The following is a 25,390-nucleotide window of genomic DNA, read 5'->3' as shown; positions in this document are numbered from 1 at the left end:
TACTGCTATATTGTAAACACTCTATGCACTATTTAAAACAAATATTACATCAAACCGAACAAACTTTTCTAAGGGAAGTAATAACAGATTACTACCTTGCTGATGATATCTATGAAATATGCACACGACACGGAAATGACGTCTTTCTAGTTGCAGATAAAAATACAGCAAAACTTTTAAACAAAAACGTACTTAATAAAATTCCTAACTTAATTATTCCAGCTCCACCTGTCATTCCAGCGCGTGACACTGGAATCCATAAGTTGTTTTCCTGGATCCCAGTGTCAGCTACTTGCATGACACCAAGCAGAGCTGCCTCTCTTGAAACTGTAAATCTAGTTAGAAACAAAGCAAAAGACAGTGACTTAATAGTTGCATTTGGTAGCGGCACTGTTAACGATATCTGCAAATATGCAAGCTACCTCGAGAAAAAAGATTATATATCGTTCCCAACAGCCGCTTCTATGAATGGATATACCTCTGCAAATGCTTCAATATTAGTAAATGGATATAAAAAATCGTTCAAAGCACATCTTCCAAGAGCAGTATATATAGATATAGACATACTTGCCAATGCACCACTGCGTCTCACATTAAGCGGATTTGCAGATTTCATTTGTCGTTCAACAGTTCAGGCTGACTGGCTACTATCTCATTTGTTGCTTGGCACAGAATACAATGAATTACCTTTTACACTTGTTCGCGATTTGGAGCAAATTTTGCTAAGAGAGTATACGGCGCTTACTAAAAGAAGTAGAAAAGTGGTCCTATTACTTATGGAAGTTCTACTAATTTCAGGACTTGGAATGGTAATATCAAAAGGCAGCTATTCTGCAAGCCAAGGAGAGCATATGATAGCTCACGCAATGGAAATGGTAACAAGAGATCATTCCTTACTACATGGCGAAAAAATTGCTGTTACGACGATTACCATGGCTAATTTGCAGGAAAAGATATTATCAATACAAAACCCGATTATCAAACCGACCACTTTAGATGTAGAACATATAACTCAGTGCTTTGATAATATCGAATTTGTAAGAACTTTTGAACAGAAGCAAATTATGCAGCAAAAAATCCAAGAGATTATTTGTAAAGAATGGCATAATATTTCCAGTTTAATTAAGCAAAATTTACTACCTGCAAAACACCTGCAAAAAATATTTGAAGATCTATCAATTCCACACTTACCAGAGCACCTCAGTTGGAATAAAGAACAATATTGTAAAGTGGTCGATCTTGCGTTTACAACAAGAGATAGATTCACCTTTCTTGACTTAGCTAACTGCATAGAAGAAAGTTAAGTTTTGTAGTGAAATTCTGTCATTTAAAGAGATCATAGGCCAAAAGCTAAACCCTTTTCACAATCTCTTATCCATTGTCTCCTCACCTGAGTGGATATACAACTCATTCCAAGTAACTGACACTGGGTTTCACCAGTAGCACTGCTTTGCTAAACATAGTTTAGTTCGAGTGGCTGAGGAGGGACTTGAACCCCCGACCAAGAGATTATGATCCTCCTGCTCTACCAACTGAGCTACTCAGCCTAATTAAAAACCTTATTATACACACGATCTATATGTTTCGTATAATACTTCAAATCAAACAAAGATTCAAGTTTTTCCGAGTTAATAACCTTAAGTAAGGGTTTATCTTGTTTCAATTCGGCCAGAAAATCACTGTTGTTTTGTTTCACTTTCATTGCATTGCTCTGAACAATTTTATACGCCTCTTCCCTCGCCAAACCACTATTTACTAACTCAAGCAATACACGCTGTGAGAAAACTAAACCTTTTGAAGAATTTAAGTTCTTTTCAATGTTTTCCTTATTGATCACCAATTTATCTATCAAATCTGTTAATCGCACTAAAGCAAAATCCATTGTTATACAAGCATCAGGAGCAATGCATCTTTCCACAGACGAGTGTGATATATCACGTTCGTGCCACAATGCAACATTTTCTAACGCAGGAAAAACATAACTGCGTATTAAACGTGAGAGTCCAGTCAGATTTTCACTTAAAATAGGATTACATTTGTGTGGCATAGCAGAGCTTCCCTTCTGCCCCGTGGAAAAATGCTCAGAAATTTCGCCGATTTCAGTTCTTTGCAAATGACGAATTTCAACAGCAACATTTTCTATTGAGCTTGCAATCACTCCCAAAACTGAAAAGAACATAGCATGTCTATCACGAGGAATGACTTGAGACGATATGATTTCAGGTATGAGTCCTATTTCTTTCGCTACATATTCTTCAACAAACGGATCAACATTTGCAAAATTGCCTACTGCACCTGATATTTTACAAATTGAGATCTCTTTTTGCGCGCTAATTAATCTCTGATAATTGCGTTTAAATTCAGCATAAAATCTGGCAAATTTTATTCCAAGAGTTGTTGGTTCTGCATGCATTCCGTGACTGCGTCCAACACAAACAATATCTTTATAGTCCTCAGCTTTTTTTTTCAATGCTGCAAGTAAATTTTTTAGATTCTCGAGCAAAATATCACAGGACTCTTTCAGTTGCACCGCAAGGCATGTATCCAAAACATCAGAACTTGTCATTCCATAATGAAGATAACGAACATCAACTCCCGCTTTTTTAGCAATATATGTCAGAAAAGCTATAACATCATGTTTTACAATGGATTCAATTTCGTTGATACATTCAACATCAAATTCAATAGCACCAGAGAGGTTCTCAGCAATATTATTCGGAATCACTCCTAACTTTGCTTGAGCTTCACACGCTAATTTTTCTATTTTAAGCCATATATTAAATTTATTATTTTCCTCCCAAATGGAAGACATTTCTTTTCTGCTATAGCGGGGAATCATTTTTGATTTATTCCAATAATGGTGTCATTCCAGTGCGTGACACTGGAATCCAGGTATAAAAGTATTTGCAAATTATTCAATGGACAACGGATTCTAGAAGCATAAAATAATGTCCATGATGAAATAAACTGGATCCCAGTGTCACGCACTGGGATGACATGAGGGAAGCACTGGGATGACACCAGCTTAGCCATGGCAGACATTTCTTTTCGGCTATAACAAGGGATCATCTTTGATCAGCTATCATCACCATCAGCAGCTTCTTTATTCGCATCTTGCTCTGCCTCTTGTTGCTCAGACTTCTGATTTTGCAATTTTACTTGCCTTAGCTCATTTGCATCTGTTTCGGATTTCACGACGTATATAGTAATTGGTACTACTACTTCACTATGTAATTCTACGTTTACTTGGTATTCACCCAAGTTTTTGATGCTTACTCCACCAAAAGATAAACTACGGTGGTCTATCACATGTCCTTCTTGTAGTAAAATTTTCGCAATTTCACGTGTTGTTACAGAACCAAAAATTTTACCATCCTCTGAAGCTTGCTTTATCAATACCACAAACTTATCATGTAGTGACAATGCAAGCTCTTTTGCTACATTTAATCTTTTTATATTCTCTTCTTCCAGTAATAAACGTTGCTCCTCTAGCTTTGTTAAATTTTCCTTGGTAGCTTTCACCGCTTTTCTTTGTGGAAAAAGAAAATTACGTGCATAACCTGGTTTAACTTTGACAACTTCACCAAGCTTACCTAAAGTCCTTATATTTTCCTTTAAAATTATCAACATAAATTACCTAAACTTTTTTAGTACAGTAAGGAATAAGAGCTAAAAAACGTGCCCTTATGATCGCTAAGCGTAACTTCCTTTGTTTTTTTGCACATACGCCTGTTAATCTTCTAGGTAATATCCTACCATAGTCAGAGGTAAACTTGGATAATAAATCTATATTCTTATAATCTATGTCTTCATCTTTAGACGCAGCAAGAGGGCAAACTTTAGAACGCCTAAAGCCAGTCCTATTATTTACAGATACGTAAGAATTATTAAAACTATTTCGTCTTTTCATCATTATGCGCTTTGCTCCTCAATTTGTTTATTCATCATATGAGATTTACCTTCAAAAATTTTATCAACCTGCACAGGAAAGTGGCGAATAACGTTCTCATTAAGTTTCATTCTACGCATAAATTCATCCAGAATGCTTGCAGTAGAACTTATGCACATTATACAATAATGACCGCTCTTCATTTTATTTTTGTGATATGCAAAATCCAAAAGACCCCAATGTTCATACTTGATTAATCCTGATGCTTCAATGTTTTTCAAAAGCATTTCCAACGCTTTGCTCGATTGAGTTGGACCGTTTATTCTAAAATCTTTCAAAATATCTTGAAAAATCTTTATTAGATGTTCTGAAATATTTCTCTTCAAAGCATTTACTGCGTTATGGATAAACGCACTTTTAGTACTGCCTCCTAGAAATTTTGTAAAATCTTGCGTTATTCCTAAATCTTTTAGGTCATCTTTCAACTCTTTATCGATTTTTGACTTCACTTCTTTCAAATTTGAAAGATCTTCTTCCAATTCAACCCATAAAATTTTTGTAAGATCTTCCAAGAAATCAGAGTAAGCAACTAGACCTTCTTTAATGTTTTCAGCACGCACTTCTAACTCTTGTGTTGTAAGCTTGTCATTTCCTTTTTTCAGAATATCCCTGATTTGCTGGAACATAACATCTGCTTTAATATTTTTCAATGAAACAGCTAGCTCTTGGACCATTTCCTCTACTTCTTGCTGTAATAATCCTTGTTGTGTTATAAAAGTAAATTCATAAAGATTCACTATATCTTCCTTTAATACCGATTAAATATTTCATTATATAAAGCTTTTTTATATAAGCAAGTTATTTGTGTTAATTTCTACGCCTTTAATCCAGCTTAAGTTAGATATTTCATACATAACTTGAGGAGCAATTGAGTACGCACCTGGTAATAAGATGCTCACTTTATGTTTTTCGAGAAGAAGTCTTAGCATTATTTTGGTTCTGCCTTCATCTTTCAATATTGCGTTTAATTCCATAGCGGCTTTTTGCGAATCCGTGCACTCAGTGGTGAGAACTAATTCTTTTATTGTAGAAGCGATTCTTTTTGTAAACTCAGATATATCCTTGCCTGCTAATCTTGTCGTATTTTCCGAAGCTTCAAGATCAATTATCACAAATGTTCCTGGTGAAAATAAATCTCTTTTTTCTTCTATTATTTCATTATTATAGAATGCTATTTCAGAAACGTTATGGGGATCGGAAAGTGTGAGGATAACAAACCTTCCACGCTCTGAAGTTCTCATACGTGCATTTAATATTACCCCAGCAGTTTTTGCTGTTCTATTTTCTCCGATAAACCCAATATTTAACTTTTCCAGAAGAATTCTAAATTTTTCAAGTGGATGATTAGTTAAATAAAATCCTAGTGAAAATAACTCATGCTCTAATTTTTTCTCTTCATCAAAATCTTCCACATTCTCAAGTTTCGGTTTGAGGACATCAAGGCTACCAAACAAAGCAGCTTGACTTGATTCTCTATCCTGTTTGTTTTTATTTGCAAAGTAAATCAGCGTGTCCATTGACTCATATAGCTGCTTTCTGTTCTTATGCACGCTATCGAATGCTCCGGATTTAATCAGGCTTTCTAGCGCTCTCTTATTTATTATATGACCTGAATTTTGAATGAATTCCCATATGTCCTTACAAGCGCTTGAACGTACGTTCACTATTCCTTCCGCTATAGAAAAACCAACATTCCTCAAGGCAGCAATACCATAACGTATGCGTTCGTTCTCTATTGAGAATTCAGCTTTAGATTTGTTTATATCAGGTGGAAGAACGGTAACGCCACTAAACTTTGCTGCATGATAAAATAAATTCAGTTTATCTCTATCATCAATATTCAGATTCATTAGTGCTGTAAAAAATTCTAATGGATAATTAGCTTTAAGGTAAGCCGTTTGATAAGATATAACCGCATATGCTGCAGCATGAGATTTATTGAACCCATAACCAGCAAATTTTGCAACAAGGTCAAAGATATAACTTGCCCTGTCATAATCAACGCCATTTTTTGTTGCCCCTTGGACAAAAAGTTCACGTTGTTTATCCATCTCTTCCTTGATTTTCTTACCCATGGCACGTCTCAGCAGATCTGCTTCCGCTAAGCTATACCCGGAAAGAATACGGGCTATTTCCATCACTTGTTCTTGGTAAATTATTACCCCAAATGTCTCTTTTAATACTTCCTCAAGTAACGGATGAATATAATCTGGCTTTTCAAGTCCATGTTTTCTTGCAACATAAGTTGGAATGTTATCCATAGGTCCTGGACGATAAAGGGAAATTAAAGCGATAATATCTTCAATGCAGTCCGGTTTTAGTTTAATTAAAGCTTCTCTCATTCCCGAACTTTCAAGCTGAAACACTCCAATTGAATCACCGCTTGAGAGTATCTCATAGGTTTTTTGGTCATTTAAAGGAACTGAAGAAATATCAATCTTTTTTCCATCACGATTAATTAAACGACATACATGATCTATTAGCGTTAGCGTACCAAGCCCAAGAAAATCAAATTTTATTAGCCCAGCTTTCTCCACATATTTCATGCTGTATTGAGTGATTGGCAGAGCCGAATTTGGATCGTAGTACACAGGAACAAAATTTTCCAACTTTTGATCACATATTACAATTCCAGCAGCATGGGTTGAAACGTGACGATATATTCCTTCAAGCTTAAGAGATATATCAAGAAGCTTTGCAATTACCTCATCACTATCCCGCTCTTTCTGCAGGTTTTGATCAAACTCTATCGCTTGTGATAAAGTTACAGGATTTACTGGATTAAATGGAACCATTTTAGATATTTTATCCACTTGAGAGTAAGGCATTTGCAATACTCTACCAACATCACGCAATACTGCCCTTGCTTGCAATTTTCCAAAAGTGATTATTTGAGCAACATAACCGTACTTTTTCTGAACATAATCAATAACCAGGTCCCTTTTCTCTTGGCAGAAATCGATATCAAAGTCAGGCATCGATACACGATCAGGATTCAAAAATCTTTCAAATATTAGGCCAAACTTTATTGGATCAAGGTCTGTAATCTGCAAGCCCCAAGCAACAATTGATCCAGCACCAGAGCCTCTTCCTGGACCAACTGGAATGCCATTTGCTTTGCTCCAACGGATAAAGTCAGAAACTATTAGAAAATACCCGGAATAATTCATTGAAGTGATTACGCTTAGTTCGTAATTTAGCCGATCGTAGTATTGTTTAAGGTCTATGTCTGTCTCATTCGTAATGCGGAATTCTAATCCCGCAACTGCCTGCTCCCTCAGTTCTTCATTCTCAGTTTTATTTTCTCTACAAGGAAATTTAGGCAGAATAGGCTGCCTGCTTCTTGGCATGTAAGAGCACCGCTTAGCTATTACTAAAGTGTTATGAATTGCTTCAGGAATATCACTGAACAGCTCCTCCATTTCTGCCACAGATTTGAAATAATGCTCAGAGGTTAGCTTTTTCCTGTTATTTTCGAGAGCATAACTACCCTCTGATATACACGTTAATATATCATAAGCTTCATAGTCAGATCTATTTGTAAAGAATACATCATTTGTTGCAACCAGTGGTATATTGTGCTGATAAGCAAAATCTATTAAAGTTTCTTCAAGCTCTAGCTCCTTGCTCAGCCCATGACGCTGCAATTCAACATATAAATGACCATTAAATGCTGAAAGCAGTTTTTCAACCGTTTCTTTATCTTGCCCCAACAATAGTTGAGCCAAACATCCACCGGTTAAAGCGATCAGACCCGTACTTAAATTCAATAGCTCATCAAAATCAACGTAAGGAATATCGCTGTTATTCTTGCGCTTTCTAAAAGACTCACTCACCAAAGTGACTAAATTAGTGTACCCTTGCTCATTTTTTGCAAGCAATAATATAGGTAAATTTTGTTCTGAATGTTTAACTATAATATTGCATCCTATTATTAGCTGTATTCCCCTACTTGCCGCATATTCTGCAAACTCAAGTGAACCAAATAAATTACCTGAATCAGTAATTGCAACCGCTGGCATTTTATTTCGCAAACAAAGGCCGATCAGCTCCTCAATTTTAACCGAGCTTTCAAGCAGCGAATAAACACTATGAACACGTAAGTGTATGAACATAAGAAACTTTAGATCAACAAAAAAGGATAACATTAATTTACTCATGAGAACATAATTTTCATGAGAACAAAAGCCTATAAAATTCTAAAATTAAAATACAAAAACTTACTTGACAAACTCCACCAGCGCCCTTATCATGATAGTGAAGCTATTGTATTTGCTTTCGCCAATCTGCAGATTAAAAGGTAAGGATTACTTAATGTATCGGCGTCTTATGTTCAATTTTTTGCAGTATATAGATACTGTATGTCTTTACAAAACTTCATCTACATCTAGATTTTTATCTAAATAAGCTGAACGCGCTTATAAAGCGTTACAAGACATCAAAAAATGCCAATACTCGACAGAGATAGTAAAAGACTAGCTAACTCGGGGATTCTTTGTCTTTTTTTCTGCTTAGTAAATTTCTTAAACATTTGCAGCGTAGGTTAGTTGCAATTAAAAGCAGCTAAATCTTGCTTGTCAAGCGTTTAAAACATAAAAAACGCCAATATTTTAAAGCGGATAATAACCACGGGGCTTCTTTTGCCTTTTTTTTTATTTGGTAAATTTCTTAATGTTTATGGCTAAACGACAACCGTCATCCCGCTGCTTGTTAGCGGGATCTCTTGTTAGCGGCTGAGATACCGCGAATGAATCGCGGTATGACGTAGGGATTGCATTAGCTATAATTCTTTAGTTTTCACTTTTCTTTTAACCTTGCAATGATATTTTCTTTGCCGATAAAAATTAATAGTTTAGCGAGCTCTGGTCCTGTTTCTGTTCCTGTTAAAGCTGAACGCAACTGCGTAAATAGGTTTTTTGCCTTTATATCCACTGTTTGTCGAATAGTTTTGACCCATTCTGACAACGTGTTTTCATTACAATCACCTTGGGGCAATGCATTGAACGCAATTTTTATAAGCTCCTTATCAAGAATCACAGGCTCTATATCAGATTTGCATATTTTCCACCACTTGGCCACCTCAGAAAACCTTTCTATATTGTTCCTTATAAAATACCAAAACTCTGAGGAGTCCACTCCAATTTGATTTAAACGGTCTTGCACCATTTCAAATGGCATTTGTTGCAGAACTTTGCTATTTAGCTTATATATTTCACTCAAGCTGAATTGTACAGATGCTGAGCTAAATTTTTTAATATTAAATGAATCAATCAAAGATTGCATACAGGCACAAGCTTCAATTGGATTGGATGTTCCGAGCTTCACTAAATAACTAACTAGTGCCATCGGTTCAATTTCATCTTCTTTTATAGATTTGATATCTAGCACGCCGGCTCGCTTGGATATCTTGCTATCATCAAAATGTAGCAGAGAAAGGTGAGCAAATGTAGGGATTTTCGCTTTTAATGCTTTAATCATTTGGAGCTGAACTGCGGTATTAGTTACATGATCTTCCCCGCGTACAACATGGGTTACATTAAAGTCAACATCATCAATAACAGAAGGTAACATGTATGTGTAAATTCCATCTTCTCTTTTTACCACAGGGTCACTTATGCTACTGGTTGCAATATTTATTTCACCTTTAACTTCATCATTCCATTTAACAACCTCATTTCTATCCAACTTAAATCTAAAATGTGGTCTTCTTCCTTCTTGCTCATAACTAATTTTCTCTTGCTCAGTTAGAAGTAACGCGCTTCTGTCATATACAGGGGGAAGTCCTTGTTTTAACTGCAATTTTCGTTTAATGTCTAACTCTTCTCTTGTTTCATAGCATGCATAAATATGCCCTTCTTTTATTAACTGCAAAAACACCTCATTGTAACGCTCAAAGCGCTCTGATTGCTTGAAACTTGCATCCCAATTGATACCAATCCATTTCAAATCTTGTATGATATCATTTATATATTTGACATCTGAACGCTGAAGGTCAGTATCATCAAAACGGAGTAAAAATTTTCCATTTTGATTGCGTGTGTACATCCAACAAACCAAGGCAGTTCGTACGTTTCCTACGTGGAGGTAGCCAGTTGGGCTTGGAGCGAATCTTGTTAGCATTTAAACAGCAATATTGTTTACTCTAATTTATTTTAATTTTATATAAATATATGGCTAAAGCAAGTGAGATCTGCTAATACAATTGAGCGAGAGAAGAATAAGTATGGCTATAGCATTGTGGCACCTTTGATATTTGATGGATTAAGACCATATGATAAATTCAAGAAAATTCACAGCTTGACGACAAAGGCTAATGTAGCATTATATTGGTATCATGACTAACTTAGAAAAGATGAGAGAAAAACTGCAAGATCAAATAAATTATCATAATGTTTTGTATCACCAAAAAAATAAGCCAGAAATAAGTGATGCTGAATATGATGAACTGAAGAAAAAGTTAGCTGAAATAGAGCCAGAAATTTATGCAACACAAGATAGTGTTGGTGCTCCACCTGATGAGAGGTTTTCTAAGGTGGAACATCAAGAACCTATGCTTTCTCTTGAGAATGCTTATGATGAACAAGGTGTAGAGAAATTTTTGTCTAAAATAAAGAGGTTTTTAATTGAGGACAAAATAGAGATATTATGTGAGCCAAAAATTGATGGGTTGTCGTTTTCTGCAATTTATGAGGATGGAAGATTTGTTAAAGCTGCAACTCGAGGTGATGGTTTTGTAGGGGAAGATGTCACTCACAATGTTGCAACAATAAAAGGCTTTCCTAAGTTTTTGCAAGGTGTGCAAGGAAGACTAGAAGTAAGAGGTGAAATATACATCGGTAACAGCGACTTTTTAAAGTTAAATGAAAACGATGAATTTGCCAATCCTCGAAATGCAGCCGCTGGTTCTCTGAAGCAATTGGATGCAAACATTACAGCAAGTAGACCACTTAGATATTTTGCTTATTCTTTAATTGGTGGAGCAGAGAAAAGTCAAAGTGAGGTACTAAATAAGCTTGAGGCACTTGGTTTTTGCGTAAATGAGCATCAGTCCTTAACGAGTAGTTTAGATGGAATGCTGAAGTTCTATAACGAGGTCTATAACTGTCGCTATAACTTGGATTATGATATTGATGGAATAGTCTATAAAGTAAATGATTTGGTACTACAAAATCGTCTAGGGAATACTCACAAAGCACCGCGCTCAGCACTTGCATACAAGTTTTCTGCGGTTTATGCAAAAACAAAGTTAAATAAGATATTTATACAGGTGGGCAGAACAGGGGTTTTAACTCCAGTTGCAGATTTAGTGCCAGTCAATATTGGTGGGGTGCTAGTTAGTAGAGCAAGTCTGCATAACCAAGATGAGATAAAACGTAAAGACATAAGAGAGGGAGATATTGTAACAATCAAAAGAGCAGGTGATGTAATTCCCCAGATCGTTGAAGTAAGCAGAGATTCTCGTCTTCCAAATACACCTGAATTTGTGTTTCCTGAAGTATGCCCTGAATGTGGTAGTAAAGTACGTCAGGTTGAGGGAGAGGCGGCAGTAAGATGTCCTGAGGAATTTGCCTGTAAAGCTCAAATAATAGAAAAACTAAAGCATTTTGTATCGAAAGATGCATTTGACATTGTTGGCCTTGGTGATAAGCAGATAGAGTTTTTTTACGACCTTGGTCTGATAAAACAAATCCATGATATTTTTACTTTAGAAGAAAAATTGGATGAATTTAATCTGGAAGGACAGTCTGGCTGGGGCGAGAAATCTATAGCTAATTTGTTAAATTCTATACAAAGCAGAAGGGTAATAACTCTAGATAGGTTTATATTTTCTTTAGGTATTAGATTTATTGGTCAAGTTGCAGCAGAATTGCTTGCAGATTATTATGTTTCTTATAATAACTGGTATAATTCGATGATTGAACTGTCATCAGATAATACTGAGCTAGTCAGTATAGACGGCATAGGAAAAAAAGTGGCTGAATCTTTGGAATCATTTTTTTCTAAGGAACATAACATCAAAATGTTAAATGATCTTACTGCTTGTCTTCAAATTCTTCCTGTGAGCTCCAACTCTAGTAACTCTGTTTTAAATAATAAAATTATAGTGTTTACTGGTAAGCTACTTGCTATGAGTAGAGGAGAGGCAAAAGTAAGAGCCAAAACTCTGGGAGCAAAGGTCAGCTCACATCTTTCTGCTAAAACTGACTACCTAATTGCAGGAGAAAAACCAGGATCCAAATATAAAAAGGCAGTGGAATTAGGTGTAGAAATTTTAGATGAAGACCAGTGGCATAAAGTGATAAGTTTGGGAGTGTTCAAATGAAACTTGGATTGTATATTAAATCAAAGTTGCAAGACTATTTAGAGAGTAGCCAATTCTTTCCATCCAAGAATCATTTTATTGACTTGCCTCAATTTTTCAACAGAAGGCAAGTCTTCTGTGCTGAGCGGTAGGCGGACAGTTTGATGTTCTATAAGACCAATATCATGCAAAAGTGCTTTAGTAGGTATTGGGTTGCTGGCAGTAAATAACGCTTCGCAAGCCTGTTGCCAGATATCTGCCTGAGGGTTCCTGCCATTGAGGCACTTCTTAACATATTCATGTGCTACATATGGCCAAACATTGGAAGCAACGGAAACCAGGCCAGCCGCACCATAAGCGGCCATATCGGATATCATATTATCATCTCCACAAAAGACCTCAATATTTGGTGCAACTTTCTTATACTGAGCTAAAGTATCAACAGTGCTACTTGAATCTTTGATAGCCCAAAATTTTTCGTGACTAGATAAGTTGCGTACAGTTTCAGCGTGAAGATTTATTCCTGCTCTTGATGGAATATTGTAAAACATAACCGGCACATGTGCTTTCTCAAGCAGCTTTTCAAACCATAAAGTCTGCCCCATAATTCCGGGCTTTGCATAAATGGGAGTTGTCATTAGATAGCCATGAATAGGCATACCCTTGCAAAAATCAAGCCATTCAAGAGTCTGATATAGATTCACTCCTGGTACGCCAATTATAATTTTCGTATTTAATTTTAGCTTACATACGAATTCAACTAATGTACGCTTTTCAGAATCAGTAAGCGATAGGCTCTCACCTGTGCTACCCAGCAACACTACGCCATTTTCAGCTTTAACTTGCATTGTCAGTAAACGCTGCAAACTGCTATAATCTATACTATCTCCATTGCAATTAAAAGGAGTAACACAAGCAGTCCATAAAAATGTAGATTTCAATTTAAATTGTTAAAATGGTATTTCATCGTCGAGTAGTTCATCTTTTATATCGTTGTCAAAACTTTCGTGTTTATCTTTTTGTTCTGTTTCACCTTGTTTGTATTCACTTGGCTTGTAATCAGAATTTGGCGCACTATTTCGTGAATCCAAGAGAGTAAGAGCGCTATTAAAATTATATAGAACCACCTCTGTTGTGTATCTTTCACCACCGTTTTGGTCAGTCCATTTTCTAGTTCTCAAAGAACCTTCAACATAAACTTTACTGCCTTTGCGTGCAAAATCTTTGACGATTTTTACTAATCCTTCACTAAAAATTACGATATTATGCCACTCTGTCTTTTCAGAGCGCATACCGGAAAGTTTGTCAGTCCAACTTTCAGACGTGGCTATTGAAAAACTTGCCATTTCTTTTCCATTTTGTGTAGTCCTAATTTCAGGATCTTTTCCTAAATTACCAACTAGTATGACTTTGTTTATGGTACCACCAGACATAATTATGCTCTAAATAAATCCTTTTATTATCTTATGTGAAAATACTATTGTCAAATTTAATTAAAAGTGCGCTTGGAGGGATTCGAACCCACGGCCTTTGCCTCCGGAGGGCAACGCTCTATCCAACTGAGCTACAAGCGCATATATATTTAAGTTATTTAATAGATAAGCCATCCAAGTCAAATTTTTGTTTTGGATAAAGCGTAAACATAATACTCCCATATCCAAAATATACATTTTGAGAATCATTCGCATGCTTTTTTATTGCTTTTTGATCTACGGTCCATACAAAAGTTACATAATTTTCAGTGACTGAGTGCACTTTTAAATCCTTAGTATTTATAAACAGTTTTCCATTTACCCATATTTTCCATGTATCGGGAGAAAGATATAAAATTGAGTCTAAACTCACTACCTTACAGTTGAAATTATCTGATACCTCCTCTTTTACAGCTCTTGAAGATCGTAAATTGAACTTTTCCATTTCATTGACCATTCTATTAACTGGCTCTTCATCAAAAAAAATGCTTTTTACGTTACTATATTGTGACAAAACGTCAAAGTCACTTTCCACTGCTTCTCTTATTATATCGTCCCGATCTGTATAGCTTAGTTTTTGATTGTTGATAAAGAAACACTCTTTTGCACGCAAATTTGCTATATCAATAAAATCGTCGATTTCTTGATTGCCAACTTTAAGAATACTTTCAAAATATCTTTTTTCTATCATCATTCCATACTGAGAATGATGACAAACCATTTCATCATTACCTTGTTTTTCTATATATACGCATAAATTTCCACTATTTAATCCTAATATTTTATGCTCAATAAAATCTTCATTGCCAATATATTGTCGGCAAGAATACTCCTTACAAATTTCTATGCTTTCTATGATATCTTCACAACTGCAATATGCATTAACATTGGAAATGAGTAGCGTAAAAATAAAAAACAGCTTTATGTTCATCACCTTATCTACTTAATATAGTATACCAATCAAAGACTATATTAGCTCTCACTATCTCTATCATATTACCATTCAAAATCTGATTCATAGTTGCAGCATCAATATTTCTCTGCTTATTTAAAATAAGAGATTTGATCATAACATAACCGGGCAGATTTGGAATAGACTGTAGAAATAAAAAAATATGCTTATCGCTGATTGAGCTTAAATTTAGGACCACTTCACTTTTTATTACTTTTGTGCGTTCACTTTTGTTGTGGAGCTCAACTTCTTCGGGTATAGAAATTGATATTTCAGGTTCTAATATATAGTGCTTTTTATATAACTTGCTAAGCTCGAAATTTAAATTTGCAATGTATCTGCTACTATGTAAATTTGAAGAAGAAATTTTTTTCCATAAATCTAGGTTTTTATTTAGAACAACTTCCTTTTTTTGAATTCCAGTAATCTGTAAATTAATAGAACGTATTTTATCAATCGCAATTTGGTTTTTATTATAAATCTTTTCGTTATAGATAACAACATATGTTAATAACCCTATTAATCCAACAGATAATAACAAATACGATATAAACTGAATTGTAGCTTTTCTTTTTAATTGAGAGATAGTCATTAATCTACATTGCCTCTCCTATTTCAACATCAATAGATAGATTTTGCTCTTTAGCAGCAGGTAAGCTAGAAATATTAATGTCATAGGTACGAAAATTATCGTTTAAATTTTTTCGTAGTTTCTCGTATTGATGAGAAATATTTTTACCGGATTGAAAATTAAACTTTAAAGTTGTGGTAATATAACTTTTTGCCTCATTATAATTCCATTCAAATGATCGAAGCTCTATACCTGGTATTTTTAACTTTTCTACATACTTAACTTGTGTAAGAGGAGAGTATTCTATTTTTGATAAAATATTATTGATATTAATAAAATCATAAATTTCATCTATTTTTTTTACATTATAGCTTTGGCTAAGTTTTGTTAATTGGTTATTTAAGGTGTTCTGCTTTGCTGATAAATTATCAGCGACATTGAAATTTGAATACAAATTTAGCAAACAAAGGGTGTTTGTTATAACTAAAACCAGGGCGAAGTATAGAAAAATTCGAGGAGAGTTTAAATAAAGGTAATTGAATAGATAAAATTCTTTAGTTTCCTTTGTATTAAAAATAGCTGCTAATTTATTCTTAAAGCTATGAAACAAAATTATGGTATCGCAAAAGTTATCTTTTTCACTTATAGCTAGTTCTGCTCCTAATAGTTTGCCTAACTCATATGGAGTTAATATGTTCACACTGTTCTCTGAAAAATTTATGACTGATAAACTAGCTTTGATATCTTCTGACACTATGATACAAAGGTCGATAGGGTTATTTTTTTCAAACCCAAACTTAGTTAAGGATCGAATAGTATCTTGCACTTCCTGATATATTCCACCAGCGATAATTCCTGGTAAATTATCATTAGTAAATGATGTTAAGCGCGTAAATACCATTTTATTCTCTTTAAGAACCACTTGTCTATAGCCTCCCGTTTTAGTTGCAGCAACTATAATTTTCCAATTATTAGGATCTTTATGTAGAATCTTTTTTGTTATATTACTTATTTCTATAGGAAACATTAATATTCCCTTAAAGTTGGAGCCTATCTCAATAAACACATTCAACCAATATTCTACTAAATGCTTTGCTTTTGATGAAACAAGAAGATAGCACCAGTTTTGATTGAATTTGTTTGGCTTCTCAACCAAAAAAACTGAACTTATGTCATTATTACGAGAAAAATGCTCCATCTTTGTTTTTGCTGATAGATAGGCACTAATCTTGTTTGCCCTTGTAATAAACTGTAGCGAGTAATTTTGATCTGCATGATTAAGCACCAGGTATAAAGGTGCTTTTTTATCTGACGAAAGACATGAAATTAAATCGGAAACTGCTTTATCGTTTTTGCCCTTAACAAAATACCTTTTATTTAAAGTATTATTTTTAAAATATAGTAACATTATGCCTTCTTCTCCAATAGAAAGCATAAACTTACTTTTGGATTTTGAACTAAACATATTAACAAAGCATATACTTATCTAGAATTAAAAAGGCAATTTATTGAAATTCATTAAACGTTAGAGGGAAATATTGTTATAAATTTTCGCAGCAACATTATTTATATTATAATTTTTTTTATAAAATTACCACTAATATTAAGTTATTTAGATAACAAATTAAGAAAATTCATTAAGACGAATTTGTTGTTTTTCAAATTGTAGGTAAACCTAAGCCACTTTGGCTATATCTGCCGATTGACTTTAATTAATAAGAGTTATTAATCTATTTACTATTCTTGTAATATTATTTCTAATGGTAAAGAAATATATATTTTTCTGGAACAGTTGTTATTTCAGATACAGAATTTATTGTAAGTATAGCTCTTTTTACAATAATCCGAACAGACCGTAATATGCTACTGGCCTGCTATAGCCATAAACACATATCTTATCGCATTCGGACTATTATAAGAAAGGCTATAAACTAACCATTTGCTGAAGAGCGCTCATCTTCTGTGGTACTTGATGATGGAGCAACTAATTTGCTCAAAATCTCATCTTTTGGTCCCATAGCGTAAATGACACCATCTGACATGAGGATCACCTTATCAACTACGGACAATAACGGTAGCTTGTGAGTGATGATAACAGTAGTAGTATTTTGTTTTCTTGCAATGCCAATTGCATTAATTAAGCATGCCTCTCCATTGCTATCTAAGTTAGCGTTTGGTTCATCAAGTACTAAAAGTTTTGTGTGACCATAAAAAGCTCTGGCAAGTCCAAGAAGCTGTTTTTGGCCGCCAGAGAGCGTTACTCCTCCAGGACCTCCTATTGTTGTATCATATCCATTTGGTAAGCTTAGTATTAGTTCATGTATTCCTGCAATTTTTGCTGCTTTGATTATTTCTTCAGGATTTGGATCTGGCCTCATGCGAGCAATATTAGCTTTGACACTAGTGTTAAATAACTCAATATCCTGAGGTAAGTAGCCAACATAATTACCAAAATTTTCTCGATTCCAAGTATATACATCAGCGCCATCTAGTCTGACTACACCAGATATTGGCTTCCATACACCAACAGTTAATTTTGCGATAGTGGATTTACCAGAAGCACTTGCACCAATAACACCAACTACATCTCCAGGATCTATAATGAATGATATTCCTTTTACTGTCGGCTTATTGCTTCCATAAGGAGTAAAAAATACTCTATCAAATTCCAATTTTCCTTCAGGTTCTGGTAGAGCCATCGTTTGCTCTCTTTTTGGCGATGTTAATATAAGTCTTTGTAGCCTTCCATATGACATTCTAGCCTGATTTAAAAACTTCCAAGTATGAACCGCAGCATCAAATGGTGCTAATACTCTACCCATTAAAATTGAAGCAGCGATGATGCTACCGGCAGTCTTATGAGCTGTGATTGCAAGTAATGCACCTGTTCCAATCACTGATATTTGCAGAGTTGAGCGCAAAAATTTAGTGATTCCAGTAATTACATTAGAGCGATTTTGTGCTTTAATTTGCATTGCTCGGTTCTGATCATTTCGTTTACACCAATCAGAGACTATGAATTCTGACATGCCCATAGCTTCAACCACTTCTGCATTTCTTGTTGCAACATCTATAGCATTGATATTCCGTATAGTTTCTTCGTTGGTTTCTTGTAATATTCGTTTAGTGGCAAGTTCATTCCATATTGCCATAGAGACTAATATAATAATTCCAGTAATAGCTATAAACCCCGTGGAGGTATGTATCATGAAAATCACAACAAGGTAAATTAACGACCATGGAGTATCAAACAGTGAGAATATACTATTTCCTGTAATGAAATTTTTTATCACTCCGAGATCTCGTATTGCTTCACCACTTGAAGTTGAGCTCTGCACTGACGTTAGCCTGATTGACCTTACTATCAGATCTGGTGTTGCAGTTTTATCGATCCAATCACCTATTTTTGCCATGGCTAAATATCGACAAGTTTCAAGCATTGCAGAACATGCAAATGCAGATAAAGTGATAATTGTCAGCATAGTTAGTGTTGATACACTTTCGCTCGATATCACCCGATCAAGCACTTGAGAGGTATAAAGTGGTAGGAATAACATTAATAAATTGATTCCCGCACTAAACCAAAAGATAAACCAAAATGCACTTTTGCATTTTTCTAGGCAAACATATAGAGTACTTTGCTTCAATTCTTTTTTTATTGATGGCGTAATTTCCACAATCTTCCTCTTAATTTGATTACATGCACCATATACAATTTTTATTACAAAAATATTAATAACGGTAGTTAGCTTACTTTAAGTGAGTAAAATATTAATATATGTGAATAGGAAATATAAACAATGGTAAAAAGAAGTATAGTTAATATTTCCTTCATTGCCTATAGCGAAGCTACGTCATACCGCGATTCATTCCATAGCTGTACGAACATTCATTTTTGAAGGTAAACTGCACAGCAAATGGTGTCATGAAAGTAGCTGACACTGGGATGGCTTTGTTGCATCGCTACTTATGAAAGGCTAACTATAATTAGGATTATAAGCAACTTATTGAAAATCTTGTTTTTTTGCAATCAATCTGATCAAATTTAAGAATAGTAATTTGTTATTTATATTAATAAATTTAATTCTATTGAAAATAGCTAAAGCATTGAAATTCTTGAATTTTAGCCAGATTAGTGAGTGGTAGTGAAATTTCTTTTACTCAAATTTAGGTATTCACTGACCGTTCTTGTTATAAATACCAGAATAATAAGCTACTGATATTCTCCACCTTTTTTATCTTTAATCCATCATAGCTAGCGATGCAACAAAGCCCACCGATTCATTCTACTGCAACGCAGAAAATTCGTACAATTGTGCATAATATGGGGCTTCTGGCTACATTTTTCTATTGAACTCACCTTTTCTCTATGTGACAGATTTCGTATTAAATTTTAAATTTAATGCGCCTAGATATACAAGCATTCCTAGCAAAACCATAGGTATAGAAAGCAACTGCCCCATAGTTAAATCAAGCCACAAATAGCCAATTTGATAGTCTGGTTCGCGAAAAAACTCAACGAAAAAACGTGCTATTCCATACCACATAACTGCAATACCAGTTAACGCACCGTGATACAGTCTTATTCTAGTTAAGAAAAACAGTGAATTTGCAACTGCAAAAAGTAGCAGTCCTTCAAAAAGTGCCTCATAAAGCTGGCTTGGATGATGCAGCAAATTATCACCACTCTCTGGAAATACCATACCCCATGGCATAGTTGTAACTCTGCCAAATAACTCTCCGTTTATAAAATTGCCTATGCGACCTAAAAATAAACCTATGGGAACTCCGCAAGAAACTAGGTCCAGTGCATAAAATATAGGAATGTTATGTCTTCTGCAGGAGATTATTACTGCAAGCAAAACTCCTATAGCACCGCCATGAAATGACATCCCTCCTTCCCAGGTCTTCAATATCTCGATAGGGTTGCTTATATAAAGAACTGGATCATATATCAATACGTAGCCAAGTCTACCTCCAAGGATAATACCTATAATAGTGGCTGTTAATAACGAATCGTAAAAATTCTTAGTAAATATTTTTTGGTCATCTAGCCTATGTAAATACCAATATGCAAACACTATACCCAAAACGTAGGCTAAGGAATACCAATATATAGAAACAGGACCGATGCTGAAAATTACTGGATTTAAAGACATATTTTGCTATAAATTATTTTTAGACAATCTACTTTTTTCACGATCCCACTCTCTCTGTTTTATGGTTGCTCTCTTATCGTAGAGTTTTTTTCCTTTTACAATGGCAATTTTAGTTTTTGCAAATCCTTTATCGTTAAAATAGACCGAAAGCGGCACAACAGTTATCCCAGCAGTCTTGATTTGACCAATTAGTTTATTTATCTCCTTTTTATGCAAGAGTAATTTACGTTCCCTTTTTGGTTTATGATTTTTGCGGTTCGCAGCTTTATATTCTGCAATATGCATATTGTGCAGCCATACTTCGCTATTCTTTTCAACAACGTAGGCGTCGGAAATATTTACTTTTCTTTCTCTTAGCGATTTAACTTCACTGCTTAATAAGACCATACCCGCTTCAAATTCTTCTAAGATGAAATATTCAAACCTTGCTTTCCTATTTTCTGCAATAACTTCCATATCTAAAGATATCTTTAAGCTTCAATATATTACAGAGTTTTTGACTTAATTCATAATAAAACAGTTATCCCAATAAATATAAGGTGCCAGGCTAGTCTGATAGCAACAGGATAACAAAAATCAAGTAAGTGCTTTTTCTGTCTCTCTAGGCACAAGTTCCTTTACTTCTTTCATTTCAGTTTTAGGCTTTGACATTATATATTGACCAGCACCAACTATGAGCGCAGATCCTGCAGCTAGTCCAATTATTGCTGGTACAGATAGGGCAGTAGCAAATGCAAGTGCAACACCAACTATCACTGCAGTTACAAAACACACAATAATACCTTTTACAATTGCATTTTTTGCAGATTGTTCTTTTTCTTTCACAATTGCATTTTTTCCAATTTGTTTTTCTTCCTTTTTCTCTGGAAGCTGCATTACATCTTTATTTTCAGTAAGATCCTTTGGCGTTTTTTTATTCTCATTTTTTAACGTTTGCTTTTTTTCCGCTTCCTCTAGAAGCTGAATTATACCTTGATATTTAGTAAGGTCTCTTGGCGTTTTTCCATCAACATCTTTTAATGAAGGGTCTGCTTCAGTGTGTAGCAGAACTTCCACCACTTTTATTTTGCCATTTTCAGCAGCAAGATGTAAAGGAGTACGTCTATCACCATTGTTTGCATTAACCTCTGCTCCTTTTGCGATTAGAGTTTTTACTACATCTTCGTGGCCATTTTTAGCAGCAAGATGTAAAGGAGTACGTCTATCACCATTGTTTGCATTAACCTTTGCTCCTTTTGCGATTAGAGTTTTTACTATATCTTCGTGGCCATTTTCAGCAGCAACATGCAAAGGAGTCCATCTATCAGCATCCTTTATATTAACATCTGCTTTCTCAACTAGAATTTTTACTACCTCTATGTGGTTATTTTCAGCAGCAAGATGTAAAGCAGTACATCTATCATCATTTTCTGCATTAACCTTTGCTCCTTTTTTGATTAGAATGTCTACTACATCTTTATGGCCCTCTCTGGCTGCAAGATGTAAAGGAGTCTCGTCCACAATACCTTCTGCATTAACATCTGCTTTCTCAACTAGAATTTTTACTACCTCTATGTGGTTATTTTCAGCAGCAAGATGTAAAGCAGTACATCTATCATCATTTTCTGCATTAACCTTTGCTCCTTTTTTGATTAGAATGTCTACTACATCTTTATGGCCCTCTCTGGCTGCAAGATGTAAAGGAGTCTCGTCCACAATACCTTCTGCATTAACATCTGCTTTCTCAACTAGAATTTTTACTACCTCTATGTGGTTATTTTCAGCAGCAAGATGTAAAGCAGTACATCTATCATCATTTTCTGCATTAACCTTTGCTCCTTTTGCGATTAGAATGTCTACTACATCTTTATGGCCCTCTCTGGCTGCAAGATGTAAAGCAGTACATCTATCATCATTTTCTGCATTAACCTTTGCTCCTTTTGCGATTAGAGTTTTTACTATATCTTCGTGGCCATTTTCAGCAGCAACATGCAAAGGAGTCCATCTATCAGCATCCTTTATATTAACATCTGCTTTCTCAACTAGAATTTTTACTACCTCTATGTGGTTATTTTCAGCAGCAAGATGTAAAGCAGTACATCTATCATCATTTTCTGCATTAACCTTTGCTCCTTTTTTGATTAGAATGTCTACTACATCTTTATGGCCCTCTCTGGCTGCAAGATGTAAAGGAGTACATCCATCATCATCTTTTGCATTAACGTTTACTCCTTTATTTAATAGGTTTTTCACCTCCTCCTCATTATTATGTTTAACAGCTGAATGCAAAGCTTTGATGTTCTCTTGTGCCTTTAATAGAGCTCCTTTTACCACTTCATGGCCTTTTTGAGAAGCAAATGTTAAAGGAGTCCATTTATAATGGTCTTTCGCATTAACATCTGCTCCTTTTTCAATTAGAGTTTCTACTATATCTTTGCGGCCATTTGCAGCAGCAAGATGTAAAGAAGTCCACCCATCACTATTTTTTGCATCAACGTTGATTCCTTCTGCTTTTGATAGAACTTGTACTATCTCTTTGTGGCCATTTGTAATAGCAAGATGTAAAGGAGCCCATCCTTTATCATTTTCTGCATTAACATTTGCTCCTTTTCCAATTAGAGTGTTTACTACATTTTTGTGGTTCTTTTCAACAGCAAAATGTAAAGAAGTCCATCCATCACCATTTTTTGCATCAACAATTGCTCCTTTTCCAGTTAGAATGGTTACTACATCTTCGTGGCCATAGTGAGCAGCAATATGTAAAGGAGTAATTTTATTATCATGTTCTGCATTAATATCTGCCCCGTTTTCAATCAGAGCTTTTGCTACATTTGCATAGTTCCAATAAGAAGCAAGATGTAACAATTTGACTTTCTTAGAATTTTGACCACAAGATATAGTAAATATGTAATTTATGCCAGATCCACTATCGTTGTCAGGTTTACTCTTTTCCCACTCTTGACATAAATCTGGATCTTCTTCTTGTAACTTAGCTTTTATTTTTTCAACTATATTGTCCTTGCTCAAATCTGAAAGGTCATTTATTTTTTTTAATATTTCCATAAATTTGCCATATTTCATAACTTCCTCACTTAAAATACATAACTTAGTTGTTATATCTTTTAACATAGAAGTCAAGAACCTAAATATTCGTTATTATCTTTCCTTAAAGAGTCATTTAAGTTATATTACAGACTATGAAAAACCTCAACTTTAGGAAGGAAATCAAGTTTTTTTCTCTGTCATTTATAATTTTATTTGTTCTATGGACTGTATTGTCTGGTTATTTTGAGCCGTTTTTTATTTTTTGTGGAGTGTTTTCCTCTATATTCACATCGTTTATCTTTAGAAGGTTGATAAACGCTGAAAGAGCTCTTAGCCAGATTTTAAATAGTACGAGTAGACTGTCGTTTTATAAGTTAGTAAGTTATATACCATGGTTAATGTACCAAATCATTTTATCAAGTGTTTATGTAACAAAAAAGGTGCTACAACTCAAATCTAAGCTTGAGCCAATCATTATTCTAAGAAAATGCAAAGGGCATAATGATGAAAGCATTGCGTTATTTGCCAATTCAGTCACAATCACTCCCGGAACTTTAACTATCAATGTTGAAAGTAAGCAGAAAACATATTTCTCTACCATGTATTTGATAGATAAAGATCTTGAAAGCGGCATTTCTGAAATAGAAAATAAAATCTTAAAAATACTACGTTCAGTTAAGTAATTGCTTTAAATAAGTTAACAGCATCCTTATATTCCCTTACAAGACTTTCAAGCATTTCTTTTGGAAGGCTATTGTTAACAATAGAACATAAATAATTATACAAATCTTCTAACCTTAATATGTTATTTCTCTTCTTGCTGTTGAATTTATACGGAAAAATACCTTCCATAACTTCAATAGTAGTAGCCTTGTTTAAAAATACATTTTCACTTGTCACGCTTATTCTTGCTAAAACAGTGTTAATTTCAGGTTCGTCACTCGTATAAAAATCTGATAGCTGAGTTATTCTAATAACGTACAAAGTTACTATTTTTGACAAGCAATTATCAGCATATTCACAATTTTTTATTACCTCCCACTGAGTAACCTGAGATTTACCTATTTTTGCATTGTTCGGTAATTTACTCATTGAACTTTCTCCATTTAATCCAGTGTAATAAATTATACTAATACTTTGTTAAATAAATAATAACGCGATTACAAAAATATATACTTATAGTAGTATATTATACAAAAATAGCACAATATCTAAGCATTAAAGCTAGTTTAAGCTGGGTACATGGGGCTATTCGTTATTTTGTGTTGTCCAGTGAGGTTCAAAATTAGAGGTCCACTTATATAAAGAGTTTAGTCTGCCTTCTTTGCTATAAAATAAGTTTTCCTTTTGAGCTGTTTTGTTAGTATTAACTAAATTCTAAACTAACTGTGCTATAATGAAAAAGATAAAACTCGGAATACTAATTTCAGGTAGGGGGTCGAATATGCAGGCCTTAATAGAAGCATGTCAAGATCAGAATTTTTCCGCAGAAGTTGCATGTGTTATCACAAATAATAGCGAAGCTGCTGGTCTGAAAATAGCAGAGCAAGCAGGAATCTCAGCGTTTATTGTTAAAGATAAACCGCTTGATGCTGGTAAAATTCACGAAATACTTGTTCAACATAAGGTTGATTTAATTTGCCTTGCAGGGTTTATGAGAATTCTCAAAGCTGATTTTCTGAGTAAATGGCATAACAAGGTTATAAATATTCATCCCTCTTTACTTCCGTCTTTTAAAGGTCTAAACGCTCAAGAGCAAGCTCTAAAAGCAGGTGTAAAAATTACAGGTTGTACTGTACATTATGTCACTCCTGAAGTTGATGCTGGAGCCATAATTGCTCAAGTTGTTGTACCAGTGTTACCAGCTGATGATATTCAAAGCCTCTCAGAACGCATTCTAGCTAAGGAGCATAAGTGTTATGTAGAAGCAGTAAGGTCAATAGCAGAAGATATATGACTGT

The 25,390-nt window shown here is 34.6% G+C and carries 21 protein-coding genes and 2 tRNA genes; 5 read left to right on the top strand and 18 right to left on the bottom strand.

The features are described 5' to 3' along the window. Positions 1 to 23 precede the first annotated feature (23 nt). A complete protein-coding gene (locus tag AAGD59_RS05815) occupies positions 24 to 1,304 on the top strand; it encodes an iron-containing alcohol dehydrogenase (protein WP_141457000.1) in 1,281 nt (426 codons plus the stop codon). A 170-nt stretch (positions 1,305 to 1,474) separates the two neighbouring features. Here the strand turns inward: AAGD59_RS05815 and AAGD59_RS05810 are convergent. From AAGD59_RS05810 to gltX, 7 genes are all read right to left on the bottom strand, one after another. After that, positions 1,475 to 1,547 (bottom strand) — tRNA-Met (locus AAGD59_RS05810). After that, positions 1,547 to 2,839, bottom strand: coding sequence for an adenylosuccinate lyase (gene purB, locus AAGD59_RS05805; protein ID WP_012673216.1), 1,293 nt, complete (start codon positions 2,837 to 2,839; stop codon positions 1,547 to 1,549). Before purB ends, AAGD59_RS05810 begins: the two co-directional genes overlap by 1 nt. Positions 2,840 to 3,075: 236 nt before the next feature. Further along, positions 3,076 to 3,630 (bottom strand): 50S ribosomal protein L9, encoded by a 555-nt coding sequence (gene rplI / locus AAGD59_RS05800; RefSeq protein WP_141457004.1) that lies wholly within the window; start codon positions 3,628 to 3,630, stop codon positions 3,076 to 3,078. Between the two features lie 7 nt (positions 3,631 to 3,637). Next, the gene (rpsR, locus tag AAGD59_RS05795) at positions 3,638 to 3,913 is read right to left on the bottom strand and encodes a 30S ribosomal protein S18 (RefSeq protein WP_007548890.1); all 276 of its coding nucleotides are present in this window, start codon (positions 3,911 to 3,913) and stop codon (positions 3,638 to 3,640) included. Then, positions 3,913 to 4,686 (bottom strand): 30S ribosomal protein S6, encoded by a 774-nt coding sequence (locus AAGD59_RS05790; protein WP_065094495.1) that lies wholly within the window; start codon positions 4,684 to 4,686, stop codon positions 3,913 to 3,915. The genes rpsR and AAGD59_RS05790 overlap by 1 nt, the downstream gene beginning before the upstream one ends. 48 nt (positions 4,687 to 4,734) lie before the next feature. Then, positions 4,735 to 8,064, bottom strand: a complete 3,330-nt coding sequence (gene dnaE / locus AAGD59_RS05785) for a DNA polymerase III subunit alpha (RefSeq protein WP_015589199.1) — start codon at positions 8,062 to 8,064, stop codon at positions 4,735 to 4,737. A 682-nt stretch (positions 8,065 to 8,746) separates the two neighbouring features. Next, complete coding sequence (gene gltX, locus AAGD59_RS05780) at positions 8,747 to 10,069, bottom strand: glutamate--tRNA ligase (protein ID WP_015589198.1); 1,323 nt, start codon at positions 10,067 to 10,069, stop codon at positions 8,747 to 8,749. Positions 10,070 to 10,132: 63 nt separating this feature from the next. Between gltX and AAGD59_RS05775 the strand changes: the two genes are divergently transcribed. Beyond that, positions 10,133 to 10,291, top strand: a complete 159-nt coding sequence (locus AAGD59_RS05775) for a hypothetical protein (RefSeq protein WP_187470058.1) — start codon at positions 10,133 to 10,135, stop codon at positions 10,289 to 10,291. Further along, positions 10,284 to 12,272 (top strand): NAD-dependent DNA ligase LigA, encoded by a 1,989-nt coding sequence (gene ligA / locus AAGD59_RS05770; RefSeq protein WP_015589197.1) that lies wholly within the window; start codon positions 10,284 to 10,286, stop codon positions 12,270 to 12,272. Before AAGD59_RS05775 ends, ligA begins: the two co-directional genes overlap by 8 nt. Positions 12,273 to 12,310: 38 nt before the next feature. On the opposite strand, the gene dapA is transcribed toward ligA, so the two are convergent. The 10 genes from dapA to AAGD59_RS05720 all read right to left on the bottom strand — a co-directional run bounded on the left by dapA (position 12,311) and on the right by AAGD59_RS05720 (position 23,513). After that, entirely contained in the window at positions 12,311 to 13,192 is an 882-nt protein-coding gene (gene dapA / locus AAGD59_RS05765) for a 4-hydroxy-tetrahydrodipicolinate synthase (protein ID WP_015589196.1), read from the bottom strand. A gap of 9 nt (positions 13,193 to 13,201) precedes the next feature. Continuing rightward, complete coding sequence (ssb, locus tag AAGD59_RS05760) at positions 13,202 to 13,684, bottom strand: single-stranded DNA-binding protein (RefSeq protein WP_010082448.1); 483 nt, start codon at positions 13,682 to 13,684, stop codon at positions 13,202 to 13,204. A gap of 67 nt (positions 13,685 to 13,751) precedes the next feature. Further along, positions 13,752 to 13,825, bottom strand: a tRNA-Arg gene (locus tag AAGD59_RS05755). A gap of 13 nt (positions 13,826 to 13,838) precedes the next feature. Next, positions 13,839 to 14,654 carry a hypothetical protein gene (locus AAGD59_RS05750; RefSeq protein ID WP_065094808.1) on the bottom strand — a complete coding sequence of 272 codons (816 nt, stop codon included), beginning with the start codon at positions 14,652 to 14,654 and terminating at the stop codon, positions 13,839 to 13,841. A gap of 4 nt (positions 14,655 to 14,658) precedes the next feature. Then, entirely contained in the window at positions 14,659 to 15,267 is a 609-nt protein-coding gene (locus AAGD59_RS05745; protein WP_015589194.1) for a hypothetical protein, read from the bottom strand. Positions 15,268 to 15,271: 4 nt separating this feature from the next. Next, a complete protein-coding gene (locus tag AAGD59_RS05740) occupies positions 15,272 to 16,711 on the bottom strand; it encodes a hypothetical protein (protein ID WP_015589193.1) in 1,440 nt (479 codons plus the stop codon). A 466-nt stretch (positions 16,712 to 17,177) separates the two neighbouring features. After that, positions 17,178 to 18,923, bottom strand: a complete 1,746-nt coding sequence (locus AAGD59_RS05735; RefSeq protein ID WP_265027876.1) for a type I secretion system permease/ATPase — start codon at positions 18,921 to 18,923, stop codon at positions 17,178 to 17,180. A gap of 690 nt (positions 18,924 to 19,613) precedes the next feature. Beyond that, the gene (lgt, locus tag AAGD59_RS05730; protein WP_015589191.1) at positions 19,614 to 20,405 is read right to left on the bottom strand and encodes a prolipoprotein diacylglyceryl transferase; all 792 of its coding nucleotides are present in this window, start codon (positions 20,403 to 20,405) and stop codon (positions 19,614 to 19,616) included. Between the two features lie 6 nt (positions 20,406 to 20,411). Then, entirely contained in the window at positions 20,412 to 20,861 is a 450-nt protein-coding gene (gene smpB, locus AAGD59_RS05725) for an SsrA-binding protein SmpB (RefSeq protein ID WP_007548863.1), read from the bottom strand. 120 nt (positions 20,862 to 20,981) lie between these two features. Further along, the gene (locus AAGD59_RS05720; RefSeq protein ID WP_341812909.1) at positions 20,982 to 23,513 is read right to left on the bottom strand and encodes an ankyrin repeat domain-containing protein; all 2,532 of its coding nucleotides are present in this window, start codon (positions 23,511 to 23,513) and stop codon (positions 20,982 to 20,984) included. 68 nt (positions 23,514 to 23,581) lie between these two features. Between AAGD59_RS05720 and AAGD59_RS05715 the strand changes: the two genes are divergently transcribed. Then, positions 23,582 to 24,112: a Na+/H+ antiporter subunit E gene (locus AAGD59_RS05715; RefSeq protein WP_010962821.1), complete on the top strand. Its 531-nt coding sequence runs from the start codon at positions 23,582 to 23,584 to the stop codon at positions 24,110 to 24,112. On the opposite strand, the gene AAGD59_RS05710 is transcribed toward AAGD59_RS05715, so the two are convergent. Beyond that, positions 24,105 to 24,521 (bottom strand): hypothetical protein, encoded by a 417-nt coding sequence (locus AAGD59_RS05710; protein WP_006279382.1) that lies wholly within the window; start codon positions 24,519 to 24,521, stop codon positions 24,105 to 24,107. The genes AAGD59_RS05715 and AAGD59_RS05710 overlap by 8 nt on opposite strands. Positions 24,522 to 24,825: 304 nt before the next feature. Between AAGD59_RS05710 and purN the strand changes: the two genes are divergently transcribed. Then, on the top strand, positions 24,826 to 25,386 hold the full coding sequence (gene purN / locus AAGD59_RS05705; protein WP_015589189.1) for a phosphoribosylglycinamide formyltransferase: 561 nt from the start codon (positions 24,826 to 24,828) through the stop codon (positions 25,384 to 25,386). Positions 25,387 to 25,390: the final 4 nt, after the last annotated feature.

It is taken from the genome of Wolbachia endosymbiont (group A) of Cephus spinipes, from assembly GCF_964026895.1.
Lineage (GTDB): Bacteria > Pseudomonadota > Alphaproteobacteria > Rickettsiales > Anaplasmataceae > Wolbachia > Wolbachia pipientis.
The sequence above is the reverse complement of the archived record's forward strand: the minus strand, read 5'-3'. Positions and strand labels throughout refer to the sequence as shown.

Excerpts from the sequence above, each read along its gene's own strand:
- ssb (WP_010082448.1), bottom strand. The coding sequence starts at position 13,684 with ATGTCTGGTGGTACCATAAACAAAGTCATACTAGTTGGTAATTTAGGA.
- ligA (WP_015589197.1), top strand. The coding sequence starts at position 10,284 with ATGACTAACTTAGAAAAGATGAGAGAAAAACTGCAAGATCAAATAAAT.
- gltX (WP_015589198.1), bottom strand. The coding sequence starts at position 10,069 with ATGCTAACAAGATTCGCTCCAAGCCCAACTGGCTACCTCCACGTAGGA.
- lgt (WP_015589191.1), bottom strand. The coding sequence starts at position 20,405 with ATGTCTTTAAATCCAGTAATTTTCAGCATCGGTCCTGTTTCTATATAT.
- AAGD59_RS05715 (WP_010962821.1), top strand. The coding sequence starts at position 23,582 with ATGAAAAACCTCAACTTTAGGAAGGAAATCAAGTTTTTTTCTCTGTCA.
- purB (WP_012673216.1), bottom strand. The coding sequence starts at position 2,839 with ATGATTCCCCGCTATAGCAGAAAAGAAATGTCTTCCATTTGGGAGGAA.
- purN (WP_015589189.1), top strand. The coding sequence starts at position 24,826 with ATGAAAAAGATAAAACTCGGAATACTAATTTCAGGTAGGGGGTCGAAT.
- rplI (WP_141457004.1), bottom strand. The coding sequence starts at position 3,630 with ATGTTGATAATTTTAAAGGAAAATATAAGGACTTTAGGTAAGCTTGGT.
- AAGD59_RS05720 (WP_341812909.1), bottom strand. The coding sequence starts at position 23,513 with ATGTTAAAAGATATAACAACTAAGTTATGTATTTTAAGTGAGGAAGTT.
- smpB (WP_007548863.1), bottom strand. The coding sequence starts at position 20,861 with ATGGAAGTTATTGCAGAAAATAGGAAAGCAAGGTTTGAATATTTCATC.
- dnaE (WP_015589199.1), bottom strand. The coding sequence starts at position 8,064 with ATGTTCATACACTTACGTGTTCATAGTGTTTATTCGCTGCTTGAAAGC.
- AAGD59_RS05740 (WP_015589193.1), bottom strand. The coding sequence starts at position 16,711 with ATGTTTAGTTCAAAATCCAAAAGTAAGTTTATGCTTTCTATTGGAGAA.
- rpsR (WP_007548890.1), bottom strand. The coding sequence starts at position 3,913 with ATGATGAAAAGACGAAATAGTTTTAATAATTCTTACGTATCTGTAAAT.
- AAGD59_RS05815 (WP_141457000.1), top strand. The coding sequence starts at position 24 with ATGCACTATTTAAAACAAATATTACATCAAACCGAACAAACTTTTCTA.
- AAGD59_RS05710 (WP_006279382.1), bottom strand. The coding sequence starts at position 24,521 with ATGAGTAAATTACCGAACAATGCAAAAATAGGTAAATCTCAGGTTACT.
- AAGD59_RS05745 (WP_015589194.1), bottom strand. The coding sequence starts at position 15,267 with ATGACTATCTCTCAATTAAAAAGAAAAGCTACAATTCAGTTTATATCG.
- AAGD59_RS05750 (WP_065094808.1), bottom strand. The coding sequence starts at position 14,654 with ATGAACATAAAGCTGTTTTTTATTTTTACGCTACTCATTTCCAATGTT.